The organism is Mediterranea sp. An20 (genome assembly GCF_002160055.1).
GTDB classification, from domain to species: Bacteria; Bacteroidota; Bacteroidia; order Bacteroidales; family Bacteroidaceae; genus Bacteroides; species Bacteroides avicola.
The window spans coordinates 118,444-132,304 of sequence record NZ_NFJV01000010.1 but is presented as its reverse complement, the minus strand read 5'-3'; the positions used below and the strand labels follow the sequence as shown (position 1 = coordinate 132,304).

The 13,861-nt window shown below is 38.2% G+C and carries 10 protein-coding genes and 1 pseudogene; 4 read left to right on the top strand and 7 right to left on the bottom strand.

Features of this window, described 5'->3' with window-relative positions; all coding sequences use genetic code 11:
- Nucleotides 1–90 precede the first annotated feature (90 nt).
- The 3 genes and pseudogenes from B5F34_RS07785 to B5F34_RS07775 all read right to left on the bottom strand — a co-directional run bounded on the left by B5F34_RS07785 (nucleotide 91) and on the right by B5F34_RS07775 (nucleotide 2,817).
- Nucleotides 91–333, bottom strand: coding sequence for a DUF3644 domain-containing protein (locus B5F34_RS07785; protein ID WP_239448858.1), 243 nt, complete (start codon nucleotides 331–333; stop codon nucleotides 91–93).
- A gap of 41 nt (nucleotides 334–374) precedes the next feature.
- Nucleotides 375–1,231: pseudogene (locus B5F34_RS07780) on the bottom strand (tyrosine-type recombinase/integrase); the annotation flags it as partial.
- A 44-nt stretch (nucleotides 1,232–1,275) separates the two neighbouring features.
- Nucleotides 1,276–2,817, bottom strand: a complete 1,542-nt coding sequence (locus B5F34_RS07775) for a class I SAM-dependent DNA methyltransferase (RefSeq protein WP_087336916.1) — start codon at nucleotides 2,815–2,817, stop codon at nucleotides 1,276–1,278.
- 676 nt (nucleotides 2,818–3,493) lie between these two features.
- Between B5F34_RS07775 and B5F34_RS07770 the strand changes: the two genes are divergently transcribed.
- Genes B5F34_RS07770 through B5F34_RS07755 form a run of 4 tightly spaced genes read left to right on the top strand, consistent with a single transcriptional unit; the run spans nucleotide 3,494 to nucleotide 10,435 of the window.
- Nucleotides 3,494–3,712, top strand: coding sequence for a helix-turn-helix transcriptional regulator (locus tag B5F34_RS07770; RefSeq protein WP_087336953.1), 219 nt, complete (start codon nucleotides 3,494–3,496; stop codon nucleotides 3,710–3,712).
- Entirely contained in the window at nucleotides 3,702–5,477 is a 1,776-nt protein-coding gene (locus B5F34_RS07765) for a DNA methyltransferase (RefSeq protein ID WP_087336913.1), read from the top strand. The genes B5F34_RS07770 and B5F34_RS07765 overlap by 11 nt, the downstream gene beginning before the upstream one ends.
- Nucleotides 5,470–7,278 (top strand): N-6 DNA methylase, encoded by a 1,809-nt coding sequence (locus B5F34_RS07760; RefSeq protein WP_140392979.1) that lies wholly within the window; start codon nucleotides 5,470–5,472, stop codon nucleotides 7,276–7,278. Before B5F34_RS07765 ends, B5F34_RS07760 begins: the two co-directional genes overlap by 8 nt.
- Nucleotides 7,259–10,435 carry an N-6 DNA methylase gene (locus B5F34_RS07755; protein ID WP_087336907.1) on the top strand — a complete coding sequence of 1,059 codons (3,177 nt, stop codon included), beginning with the start codon at nucleotides 7,259–7,261 and terminating at the stop codon, nucleotides 10,433–10,435. Before B5F34_RS07760 ends, B5F34_RS07755 begins: the two co-directional genes overlap by 20 nt.
- A 466-nt stretch (nucleotides 10,436–10,901) precedes the next feature.
- Here the strand turns inward: B5F34_RS07755 and B5F34_RS07750 are convergent, their stop codons facing one another.
- The 4 genes from B5F34_RS07750 to B5F34_RS07735 form a co-directional block, all read right to left on the bottom strand.
- Nucleotides 10,902–11,171 (bottom strand): hypothetical protein, encoded by a 270-nt coding sequence (locus tag B5F34_RS07750; protein ID WP_087336904.1) that lies wholly within the window; start codon nucleotides 11,169–11,171, stop codon nucleotides 10,902–10,904.
- The gene (locus tag B5F34_RS17545; protein WP_162609303.1) at nucleotides 11,168–11,344 is read right to left on the bottom strand and encodes a hypothetical protein; all 177 of its coding nucleotides are present in this window, start codon (nucleotides 11,342–11,344) and stop codon (nucleotides 11,168–11,170) included. The genes B5F34_RS07750 and B5F34_RS17545 overlap by 4 nt, the downstream gene beginning before the upstream one ends.
- A gap of 445 nt (nucleotides 11,345–11,789) precedes the next feature.
- Nucleotides 11,790–12,338, bottom strand: coding sequence for a metallophosphoesterase (locus B5F34_RS07740; protein ID WP_087336897.1), 549 nt, complete (start codon nucleotides 12,336–12,338; stop codon nucleotides 11,790–11,792).
- Nucleotides 12,339–13,002: 664 nt separating this feature from the next.
- A complete protein-coding gene (locus B5F34_RS07735; protein WP_087336894.1) occupies nucleotides 13,003–13,854 on the bottom strand; it encodes a hypothetical protein in 852 nt (283 codons plus the stop codon).
- Nucleotides 13,855–13,861: the final 7 nt, after the last annotated feature.

Here is a 13,861-nt window from a genome sequence, read left to right as displayed (position 1 = left end):
TGGTTCGATAATTATAGAAGGCTCTGTCGGAACTACGAATTCACGTTCGATTCGGCTGAGGAAATGGTGAAACTGGCGGCGATAAGAATGTTACTGAGCAAAATTTAAACAGGCTCTAAATCGTACTTTATTTTTTTCTCGATAAAATGGTTTTATCCCCCTTTTGAAAAATATTGCATGAAACAATGATGTCCATGCGATACACATTAAAACAATGTACCCACCTGATTTAAATTTCACAGCAGGTTTATTATATGTTTCAACTGACAACAAAGCAGAATCCAATGCTTTATCCAAACATAATTTAACATTTAAAGGTAATCCTCTACTCATAATATATTTTTGCGTACAAATAAATATAATCAAAAAATAATACCTTTGTCGATAGCCATTGTAGCCAATGTACGTCGAAACTTATGAGGATGAACACGCACAATCTTAGCCGAGCGGCCAAGTTTGCGCAGCTGTGTTTCCACGCCCGCGGCTTAGCCAATGAAACAAAAAGAGCCTTATTTCGGTCTTTGCGAGAAGCCAAGTATTGTTGCAGATGTATCTTTGCCCGGGCATTAAAATAAACGATACGTTCCTTGTTCCCCTTGCCAAAAACGATACATTCACGCTCGTTGAAGTTGATGTCCTCTCGATTTAGTTTTACCAATTCGCCCACACGCATACCAGTGGAAGCCAACAGGTCGATAATGGCAAGGTCGCGGATTTCGGTGCAACTGTCACGGAGTTGTTCGATGTTCTCATCGCTCAATACCTCTTTTACTTGTGTTCCGGTCTTAACCTTGTGTATCCTGCGGACGGGGCTTTTGATGATGTAATCTTCTTCTTCAAGCCAAGCAAAGAATGAAGAAAATATCCGGCGGATGTTGTCGATAGTCACACGGCTTGACTTGTTCTTCCGTTGGAACACGGCAAGATAGGCCCTGATGTCCTCGGTTGTGTAGTCAGTGACTTTTTTAGGCATCTTCTTGAACAACTGCCGAATGGTCGATCCGTAGTATTTGATAGTCGGAGTGGTGCAGCCCTCCACTTGTTTTGCAGATAAGAAGATGTCAAGCAGACGGTCATTTGAAACTGCATTTTCGTGCAATGTTTCACCGTCCTCGGTAATAGTGTACTGGCTTATAACCTGAAGCAATACGCTATTAAGGTGAGCTACTTGTTCAAAACTTAACACTTCTGCCATTGCGGTGCTGATTTCTTGGATTAGTTTCTCTTTCATATCTTCGTTATTTATGGGTAAACATAACGAAGAGTAGAAGTTTTTTACTTAACGGTAAAACCAATGCTTGCCAACTGCTTGCGGATTTCATCTTCAAGCGTATGCGATTGGGCGAACAAATCCGACAGCTCGGAAGTAAGCCTCTCCATCTTTTCTTGGAAAGGCTCACCATCATCCTCTACTTCCGCAATGCCGACGTAGCGACCAGGGGTAAGGATAAAGTCTTGCTTTTCGATGTCCTCAATGGTGGCGATTGCGGAGAAGCCTTTTTCCGTTTCCAGCGTTCCGGCACGGAACTGTTCAAAGGTTTCTGCAATCCGTCCGATGTCATTACCGTGGTCTTCGGTTTCTTCACCACACGACAGTTCACGGTGTGTACGATCTTTCATATAGCCCATGTTGCGAGCGTCAATGAAAAGCGTCTTGCCCGGTTGAGCCTTTTTCTTCGTCAAGAACCAAAGGCAGCAAGGTATCTGCACATTATAAAACAACTGCGACGGCATAGCTACAATGCCCTCTACCAAATCTGCATTGACAATGTTTTTGCGGATTTCGCCCTCTGTGCCTTGCTGTGAGGAAAGCGAGCCGTTGGCAAGCACTAATTCGATGCGTCCGTTGTCCGCCAAGTGATAAAGCATATGCTGCATCCAAGCAAAGTTGGCGTTGCCCTCCGGCGGTATGCCATATTGCCAGCGAGGGTCGTTACGCAGTTGGTCTCCGCCCCATTTGGAAATGTTGAACGGTGGATTAGCCATGACGAAATCCGCTTTGAGGAACGGATGTTTGTCATCGTGGAATGAATCGCCGAAGCTGTCGCCAAAGTTATCCTCAATGCCACAAATGGCAAGATTCATTTGTGCCAATTTCCATGTGTTGCTGTTGAGTTCCTGCCCGTAAACAGAAATTTGGTTGATATTACCTCGGTGACGTTCGATAAACTTACTACTCTGTACAAACATACCTCCCGAACCACAAGCCGGGTCAAAGATTTTTCCTTTGTAGGGTTGGATAACCTCAACAATGGTGCGGACAACACATGATGGAGTGTAGAACTCACCGCCTTTCTTACCTTCTTCACGAGCGAACTCTCCAAGGAAGTATTCATATACACGCCCGAGTGCATCACGGGCTTCTGTTCCTGTGAAATGCAGGTTGTTTTCAAAAATATCAATTACATTGCCCAAGCGGCGTTTGTCGAGTTCTGGACGGGCATAGTTTTTCGGGAGAATGCTTTTAAGCTGCCTGTTCTCCTGCTCCAACGCTTCCATTGCTGTATCAATGACAACTCCTATTTCAGCAGTAAGCGAAGCCTTGACGATTTTATCCCAACGGGCATCTGTAGGAACAAAAAAGATGTTGTCACCGATATATTCATCAGGGTCTTCCTCAAATCCGGCACCCTCTGCTACAAGTTCATCGTGCTTAACTTTGAAGCAGTCGTTGATGTATTTTAAGAATACAAGTCCGAGCACTACACTTTTGTATTCGGCAGCATCAAGGTTGCCGCGTAATTCGTTTGCTGAATCCCACAAAGTTTGCTCGATGGTCTTCTTTGCTACATCTTTTGTTTTTGCCTTTTTTGCCATGGTCGTATATAAAAGTAAAACTCCATCACTATCCCTGCGAGGCAGACCAAAGCCTATAAGACAGCGAAGGAGTTTCGTATGTTATTTATTCTTATTCTTCAGGTCATTAGCGCAGTTGCTTTTTCAGTCACAAAGGTAATGCCTTTTCGTGGATTTTCTTGTATAATTCAAAAAAAGTGTATGTATGCACAAAATATAAACACTTTGCGATGTAGGTTTGGTGTCTGCTTATTTCAAGATTGCTCATTAGTATTTTGGTAAGATTACTTCAGAAAACCACACTAAATTCTATAAATATACTATATTTGCGAAGGCTTGTATAATGAGCCCCAATTAATGTGGAACATAGAGCGCAGATAGCACTGGAATGTGAAAGAACAGCCTATATTGAAGTTCTAAGAGAGTTAAGAATTAATAAAAGCGTTAAATATTCGCCCTTCAGAATGTACCATTAAAGATTAAGGCCATATTTCTGATTTATTACATACAAGATATTGAGTAACAATCGGTTGTAAATACATATTTCAAAATAACCATTGGCCTCTCTGTAAAACATATCGGGGCCATTTTTAATTCTATATTTTGTCGCTGCTTGTTTAAAATATACTGATGGATATTCAATATCTCGTGGATTTTTATTTTCTTTGTATCCAGTTTGATATATGTTAAAATGAATTTGAAACAAATTAATCGTATTAAGGTAGTTTTAGTTGAACAAAACCGAACAAGTAAATGGCTCTCAGAGCAATTAAATGTTTCATCAACAACGGTTTCTAATTGGTGCAGGAATTCAAATCAACCAGACCTTCAAACATTGCTAAGAATTGCAACTTTGCTTGATGTAGAGCCAGGTGAGTTATTGACAGATAAGAGAGGTGCCAAATATGATAAATGATGACAATCTGGCTCTTCTCTACGGAAAGCCATTCCCTTCTACTAGGACTGGAGCTCTGTTTAATGCATTCTCTTATCCGACTAAAATTTCCCCAGAAGCTATTGCTTTGTTTATTGCTTGCCACACAAATGTTGGGGATACAGTTTTTGACCCTTTTGGCGGCAGTGGAACCACAGGTATTGCTGTGAAATTGTGTGATAAGCCGTCACCTGAATTGTTGAAAATGGCAAAGCAATATGGAGTTTCACCAGTTTGGGGTTATCGTAAGGCAATAATATACGAATTAAGCCCCATTGCATCGGCGATAGGGAATGTCATGTGCAATACGTCATCTAAGCTTTTTGTAGAGTATGCTACAAAACTAATTGATGAAATAGAGGCAGAGAATCCTAACATTTATAACGTAATTGATTCTGATGGTGAAGAAGGAACTATCAGATATATCATATGGACAGATGGTGTCATTTGTCCTAATTGTGGAAAAGAAAACAAGTATTCTGATGTTGCCATAAAATACTCTCCAATAGAGTTTATAGATAAGTGCACATGCCGCTACTGTAATGTCCAATTTAGTATTAATGAGGCTTTACGCTCTCATGGTCTACAAAGCGATCCTGTTCTAAACTGTAAAGTCGATGCAAAATTCAGGTATCCATTTAAGATATATGGCACCACAGGTAAAAAGAAATGGAGCAGACTTGCAACAAATGATGATTGGTTGTCCTATCAAAGAATGATAGAAAAACTTGATTTCTCTGATGTACCTATTAAAAAAATTCAATGGGGCGACCTGTATCGAACCGGATATCATTTCGGTATAGAGCATATTCATCAGTTTTATACTTTAAGAAATGTATTTGTATTATCAAAACTTTGGAAAAAAGTGTCAGAATATCCAGCTAATATTCAACAAGCTTTGAAAGTTTTTTTATTAAGCTATAATCAGAGCCATTCAACATTGATGACGAGGGTCGTTGCAAAAAAAAATAACAAAGATTTTGTGTTAACAGGCGCACAACCAGGTGTATTATACATCAGCAGCCTTCCTGTTGAAAAGAATATATTGAATGGGTTGCGAAGAAAAATCAAGACTTTTAGTGAAGGCATTAAGATTTTAGAAAGCTCAACTAGTGAGGTTTGTTTTGTATCTGGAAGCAGCGTGTCTACTTCCATCGCATCAAACTCTATTGATTATGTGTTCACAGATCCTCCATTTGGAGGCTATATCCCGTATTCAGAAATCAATCAGATTAATGAATTATGGTACGGGGTCAAAACAGATGTGTCAGATGAGGTTATCATAAATGGGACACAAGGCAAATCTTTGATTGAATATCAGAAACTAATGTCAAACGTGTTCGCTGAGATTAGTAGATGTATTAAAGTCAACGGTCAATGCACTGTTGTATTCCACTCCGCAAAATCAGCCATTTGGCGTGCAATTATTAAAGCATACCAGACAAACGGTTTCTCTGTTTCAAAAACCGGTATTTTAGACAAAGTTCAAGCAAGTTTTAAACAAGTGAATTCTACTATTACTGTAAAAGGAGATCCCCTTATTCTGCTTGCTAAACGCACAAAATGTACAGTAAAGGAAAATTATGCTTCTGATGTATGTATTGCTGAACAAATATTAAAAAGTCATCAATCTGAGAATAAAGGAAAAGAAAAATCCGAAAGGATGTTCTCCGAATATATTGCGGAATGTATAGAAAAAGGTATTACTATCACTCTTGACGCCGAGTATTTTTTCAATCATGAATAGTCTAAAACAAAAATACCTAGGTCAGTATTTTTCTGGTAGTGCTGTGGCCCGATTATTATTCGAGCTGATAGACACTACCCAGGTGTATTCTGCAATTGACCCTATGTGTGGGAGTGGCGACTTGCTTGTTCCGTTTGTTGAAAAGGAAATATCAGTCGTCGGAAATGAAGTTGATTTGGAGGCTGTTCAAATGTGTCAAGCAAGGATGCCACATGCCGAAATATGGAATTCAAATAGTTTTTCGATAAATACATTATCAAGATTCAATAAGAGTGGTTATGACCTTGTAATAACTAACCCTCCTTATGTTCGATATCAATTACAGGCAAACGCAAAAGAGTATTTGTCGCATGAATGGTTATTAATAGATGATATTATTCGGAATCTAAAAGAATATACAGAATCCACAAAGTCTTTAAATGAAGGCGAAAGGCAATTAATCATTGAGGAACTAGGCCGGATCTCGGGGCTTTCTGACTTGGCTGTTCCATCATGGATATTGTGCATGATGCTTGTAAAAAATGGAGGTCAATTGGCTATAGTATTACCGACAACATGGCTGACAAGAGAGTACTCAGCTCCAGTTAAGAATATTCTTTCAAAACTATTTGAAATTGACTATGTTGTCAATGACGCAAACTCAACATGGTTTTCTGGGAAAGCACAGGTTAAAACTTCATTGTTGCTTGCTCATCGTAAAACTAAAAGGGAAAAGTCCTGGCTATCATATGTTGATCTATATAAGTTAGCTGGAACAAAAAGTTGCCTGACGGCCAACTTACCTAGCACGGAAATTCGAGATTTGTTTAGCAATGAAATATTTATTGATAATCGATTATCAGTTAGAATGGTATCCCAAGATGCATTTATTGGTTCCAGCAACGATTCTAGCTGGCTATCTTTACTTGGCAGATTGGCAAATAAAGATTCATTGATAAAAATTGGTGAGAATAAGATTGAATTTGGCCAAGGCCTACGCACTGGAGCAAATTCGTTTTTCTATGTTCAGGATCCACAATGCGAGTCTAAGTATTATTTGGATGTAATTCAGAATCAGCGTAGTTTGGGTACAAGATTCACGACTAACGCTGGAAGTTGCAAACTATTATATATACAAGACTCCGTAACAAATCGTGATTTCAGTACTCTGGAACCTAAATTTGCTAAACATTATAAATCCTTACCATATGAAATCAGCGAATACATCGAGAGGAAATCTCAGGAAAAGAAAGGTGAAATATTATTGCCAGAACTTTCCTCTGTAAGGACTAACATTACCAAATCTGACGGGAAACGCCCACCAAGGTTTTGGTATATGCTTCCTCCTTTGACACAAAGGCATACTGCAAAGTTGTTTTTACCAAGAGTCAATGGCGATAAGCCTATTGTAAGGTACAATTCAAACGCACTAGTTGTTGATGCAAATTTCATCACAATATGGCCATCTAACAACTCTAGGTTTAACGAATATAGCCTTCTCGCTTTACTTAATAGCACATGGTGCTCAGTGCAATTTGAAGAGCTCGGTAGTGTTATGGGAGGTGGAGCACTTAAACTTGATGCTGCACAAATCCGTAATATTCTTATTCCATACTTTTCCGATAAAGATATAGATGCTTTATCATCATTGGGTAAAAAGCTAGCTAGACAGCAGATCAGTAATAAAAGTGTTATTGTTGAAATAGATTCTTGCATTCTTCAAGCAATGAATACTCCGGATATAAATTGGGCTATGGAACAATTAGAAATATATCGTCAATATCATATTAATCAAAGGCGTCATGAACGAAATAACTATTAAATATGCCAAAGAGTTTATTTCTAAGGCTTTGGCTTTACGAGACTCTCATCAAAAAGAGGATATTCTTCGATACAATCAGGCTTCTTATTTGAAGTTGATGTTTGACCCAGATACCAAATGGGTTCGCGACCATATTGATGGAAGTGAAAAAAGTGTACATCTTATCAGAGGAAACCGGCATGTGGTTGGGTTTGTTGATAGTTGTATTGACTCTATCGCAATCGAATATGAAAAAGACCTGCGAGTTCAAACAATATTTGATGAAGGATTTAGGCAGGTAAAGGAATACTGCGCCTCGCTAGTACGTGATCACGTGGATATAAACATGATTATCGGAATTCTGTCTGATACCCTTTCTTGGCATGTATATTCTGTTAATCCTACGCCAGGCTTACCTGTTGAAAGTTACAACGAAGATAATATTGAACTGATTGAAATTGACAGCCTTGATATTAAAAAGCCTTCAGATAAAGAAGCTTTACTTTTATTGGATTTTCTACCCAAGTATCTGGGAAGAGTCGAATCTAGATTTGTAACTGGGGAAAACTTATACAAAGATTTTGGCCTCACCAGTGAATATAGTACTCCATATTTGCAAGAAATATCGGTCTTTGTAAGAGAAGCTATTTCTGCCAGACCCAATTATTTTCAGATGGTGCAAAACTTATGGCATAGTTTTGTCGAGGGTTTGGATTCCACTGATTCTTCGGAGGACACCTATATTTCAGAGTATTATATTTCTAATCTTGGGAAATTGTTATGTGCTAATTTTATTGAAAAGAGGGCTTTGTTGTCTGACGACAATGAGCTTGAACAAATTATTAATGGCAGCTTCTTCGAAAATAGAGGATATCTAAATTTCGTAGAATATGATTATTTTGGATGGCTAAATGAATCTTCGTTAATTCAGAAGGTGCTCCCTATTATACACAAGATTCAGAATGAATTAGTGGTATATAATTTCCAAACGATACCGCAAGAAGATTTATTTGGAAATATTTTGGTTCAGATGTCTGAGAGATCACAACGTCTTTTACTCGGACAGGAGCTAACTCCTCAATGGCTTGCGAAGAAGGTAGTATATAAAGTGCGGGATATGATAGATGGAGAGGAACCATCATTTATCGATATGTGCTGCGGCTCGGGTTCTATGATAATTGAAACCTTGAAATCTGTGATAGACTCAATTGCTGGCGATAGAGATCCATTAATTGTAGCTGATTTATTAACTAGGGCTGCAACAGGATTTGACATTGATCCATTAGCTGTAATTTTAGCAAAAATAAACTGGATCATTACAGTTAGGGATATATCAAACAAATATGGTATTACGGCACTATCCATTCCTATTTACCATGCAGATTCATTGTTTATCAATACGCCCGTCACAAGTGGGAAAGTGTTCAATCAAGAGATTTTGCGAATGAAAATGCATGATAGGTATGTTGATCTTCCGGCATTCCTCATTTCACCTTTAAATCAAAATATTTTTGATGGTATTGTTGATACATGTTATCAGCACATCAATGAGACAAAAATAAACGATGACGTCCTCTATCGTCTCATTAGTGATATTCTTAATAATCACGAGACAAAGTTAGATAAAGAGCAGATTGATGCTATTTCCCATTTTGCCTCTGATCTATACAAAAATATGTACGATCTAAATATTAGAGGTCAAAACGGCTTATGGTCTTTTTTAATTAAAAATTCATTCAGGCCGAGTTTAATAACGGCAAATTTCAATGGTATTGTGTCAAATACTCCATGGTTAGCGATGAGTAAGTTAGTCTCTAATCCTTACAAAGAAGATTTGGCAAATATGGCATCATATTATAATATTAAACCAACAGGACCAGCGTTTTTACATCTTGAGCTAGCAACAGTTTTTTTGATTCATGCTATTGACAAATTCTTGGCTGAAGATGCTGCTTTTGGATGTATCCTTCCAGAAACCATTCTTGCAGGAAAACAGCATGAGAAATTCCGTGCTGGGAATTACCGCAAGGGTACAACAACGTTGAATGTAGATATTAACGAAATCTGGAATTTGCCGAATGATACCTTCAAAAATAGAGCGATTGCCATTTTTGGATGTAAGAGTCCGAGAATTCAGAAAGATGTTTTCTCAGGGCAAACTTTCTTTTCACCTGAAGAAGTACGACTTGAGCCATATCATGTGTATCACGGAGGTAATAGGACGGTATGGTCACAGTGCATTGTTTCTAGTGCGCATGGTATATTCGATGCATATCTATTCAAACAGGGTGCGGACATTTTGCCACGGTACCTAATGTTTTTTGATTTACAAAGTCGAGGAACAAATTATACGGTTACTAGCTTAAACTCCTCTAGTCGTTATGCCTACTTCTTATCTACTATGCATAAAGGGACCGACTATTCATTGCCTACATCTATGGCACATAAGAGCCTGTTCCATCCAGTAATGCTTTCGAATATTGTTACTCCTTTCTCAATATCAGAAATGCCATTAGCATTTTTACCAATTCAAAAGGATAGCAATAATTGTTGGAGAAGGTACACGGAAGAAGAGAACGCATTACTAAGCCTGACTGACCGCAATTTGATATCAACAATCAAACGAGAGTTCAGTATATTTAAAGCTGACTCAACAGCTGATATATATGCCTTATCGGTAAATTGGCGAAATAAGTTGTCTCAGCAAAATTTCACTAATGATGGATATCTTGTAGTATATGGAGCCGGAGGAGAATCCGTATGTGCATCATATGTAAATCTGTCCTCCTTACCGAATATTCCTGTGATTGATCAGACATTGTATTGGTGCAGAGTTGATACTGAGGAAGAAGCTGTTTATATGGTAGCGCTTCTAAATAGTGAACAGTTGACTAATAGTATTTCTGCGTTTCAACCTAGGGGTCGATTCGGAGCTCGTCATATTCATTCTTTGGCTTCTACATCGCTACCGCCATTCAATTTAGCTGATGAATCTCATCTTTCTTTAGTAAGAATAACTAAACAATTGATAAGTGAATTAAGTACTGCTTTAGAATCTACAAATTACCTAGACCCCAATAGAGGTTCTATCGCATCAAGAAGAGTAAAAATTAATAGAATACTTAAAACCCTGCCATCATATCAGGACTATAATAATGCATGTAATGAGATTTTATGATTGCTTTTTATTGGAGTTAGAGTGAATTTGGAGTGAACCCCAAAAATTAAACAAAAACTTTTGGGATTCACTTCTATGTTAACATATCAAACTTAGCAAACTGTATTTTATCGGGGAGGCTTATATTTAACTTTTCGTTTCATTAAACTAGAAGACTCGAATTAGATCCAACATCAAATCCTGTCCACCGGCCAAACATATGTTGATGTAAAATTTTACTCTAATTTTTTCTCGTTTAAATGGATTAGCAATGCCTTATATTTTATGGTTTTCACACTTTTTGAAACAGTATCGGTATCAACCGCATTTCCATCACAGTATATATCAAAATACCTTTGTCTACGAAAAGACAAAGGTACCATAGACAATCGAGAGCCCACAACTTTCAGGTTGTTTGTCTAGCGGTTATCAAAGTAGAAGCTCCAATAATAATTTTGAATCAACATTATTATTTATAAGAAAACAACTATTCACATTTATTGTTCAGTAATGCTGTTACTTGCTCTCTTAAGTTTACTAATTCTTTATTTTTATCATCCTGTGGCAATTTCTCCATAATACTCAAAACATAGTTTTTATTTTCTGTGGAATTTTCATAGATGAGAATTTCCCTACAAAAATTTAACAATGCCGAGTAATTTAACTCCGGATAATCAGTTCTATCTCTCGATTTTTCAATCGCATTAATATATAAAGACATACCTTTATCTACATCGCCCTTTCTAAACGCAATCATGCCTTTGGTCGCCGTAAGGCATATATCCTCAGTGCTTGTTGATGATAAATCAATTTTTTTATTTTAGAAATTACCCTTTCTGCTTCTTCTATTTTTCCATCCAAGGTTAAAGCGTAAGCATAATTATTTATAAAAACAGGATTTCCTATATGTGTCTTCATCGCTTTTTCCATAATTTCCTGTCCTTGCGAAAGATTATGTAAATATGTAACCGAAAATTGCGAAAAAGATCTAAGTGATTGAAAATGAGTTGCGGTTACCAACTCATAGTAGTAATAGGTTACGAATTAGTTAGTTATCTGCTGTTTTATTCTTCTACGCGTTGCGTAACCTTCAAAGAACTCTTCGCATGCAAAAGTAGAACTTTAATGGCATATATTGAAATAAAAATCCAGCTTTTTAAGCTCCACAGACAAGTTTTCCCGTAAAAGCGAATTTAAGCGCAGGAACATCATCATCAATAAATTGACGACCATATTCTTGCTATTGCATAAGCATAGAAAAGGGCTTTGCTTCGCGCCTGAACAATGTTTAGACTAATGAGCCCCCTTTTTTGCTTATGCCACAAGCGGTGCTATTACGGCTGTTACCTATTGATTTTCATTTTTGTCGGTTTCTCTAATCGAAGACGAAAGTCATGTGTAAGCAGTACACCTTGCATATAATGAAAAGTACAACATCATACTGCGTGGGAAAAAGCATCTTTAGCCTCGGAGCGTCCTTCCCGGTGTTGTGCCTGCTGGTATGTACATGTCCGAAAAGCTGCCAGGTGCCATTGTATGAGCCGCCATAGCAAAGGAACGGACAGTGGTTCAGATAGATCTTCTGCTTATCTACCTCAATATACATCTGCATCACAACCTGTTCAAAGTATTTTCTATAGTCTTGTCTCAGGTTCTTTACGTCATGGTTGCCAGTAATAAGATAGATTTTTCCGTTCAGCCTGCTCAGTACATTTATCCATTCGGCTGAACCTCCCAAACAAAAATCGCCCAGGTGAAACACGATATCCTCCGGGCCGACTACGCGGTTCCAGTTGGAAATAATCGTTTCATTCATGTGTGACACATCCTTGAAAGGCCTGTTGCAGAACCTGATGATATTGGTATGGTTGAAGTGGGTGTCGGATGTGAAAAACACCCTGCTTCCGTCAAATTTATAATTCATAATCTCCTTTAGTTTTGTGCGCATCACTGCGCGGTTCATATAAAATCTAATGCCCATAGACGAAAATGACGGAGAAGGTCGTCGCATGATGCGAACGTCACCAGTGGGCAAAATAAAACCGTTGAAAAGTTTGGTAAGGACTTTCCAACGGCTTCAATTAATTCTGGAGGGATATCTGCATCTAATATATCCCAGCTTGTTTATAATATGTTCGTCGGAAAGTGCTTTTGAATTTATCGAAGGATTCAATACTTGAAGTTTGAACATATGGCATACGCTCAAAGCATGATGTGCTTCGATATGATATATTTGATGATATGTTCATTCTATTTTGTTGCATTGTGTCTTTACAAATTTCCTATTGTATGGCAAAATTAAGGAATATTTCAGGAAATGCACCTAACTAGAGTCAGAAAATTGATCTTTTCTTTAGGTCCAATATTTATTTTCCTCCGAACCTTGGTGGGATTTCTTTTCGTTATAGTCTGTTGTCGGTTCATTTAGGGATATAATGGCTCACGTTTCCTATAACTTTTTTCTGTCGTACACAGAAGCTATAACAATTATTCTCATCTGATTCCTATACCGATTTCTTGCAAAAATACAGTTCAGCATGACATCCTTACTGAACTGTATTTTTATAATTTTCAATTCTTACCCGTTTCTACGGATCACAACATATGTAACCCTCTTGATCATAAGCTTTTCGCTCATGGTGAATTAAATCTATCAACTGTTGTAATTCGCACACATCCGACTTAATGTCTTTGAAACGGTAATACTGTTCATCATATCTTTTCCGAGAACCAGACTTCAGGCGAGATTCAATATCAGCTGGGATTAAATAGGAAGAACGCTCTTTACCTAAATATTGCTGGAACTCAAATAGAAATATATATATTCCCGCTAAATCAAAATCTCCGAAGTGAAGATAATGATTCGGGATAGTGCACAGCCATCTTCTAAGGTCGGTCGACTGAGGATACCGGGATACAAACAGCACTTTGTCTGAAAGTCCATGAGTATGAAGATACTCCTCAAAGAATCTGCGCTGCCTGCGGATCATCCTGAAATTCTCCATATTCTCGATACCAATTACTACGACATCTTCAGAAATTGTAAATTTCTTCCAGTCTGAGACAAAGAGGAAACTTCCTTCTTGCGGATTTACCGGGAATGGGTCTCCACCCAGGAAACACTCGACACGTTCATAACTGTTTACAGGAAATCCCGGGCAGGAACGGACCATAACAAGTTTGGAATTTCCTGTCTCCGCAGCCATTGTGGCACGGGAATCTGAAGCATTTACTTCGAGAAGGCGATAACGCTCATCCTTATCTATAAGAAATCTTTTCAGAGCCTCCATATCACGGGCACGATAGGATTTTCTTGAGCCACGTGGTATAACCAACAGCAGACCTTCTGCCGACAGCTCATCAAGCAACTTACTGTTCAGCCTCGACCCAGCAACCTGTTCACCGGCTAACAATGCCTGTATAGACGCACTTATTGCCATATTATCC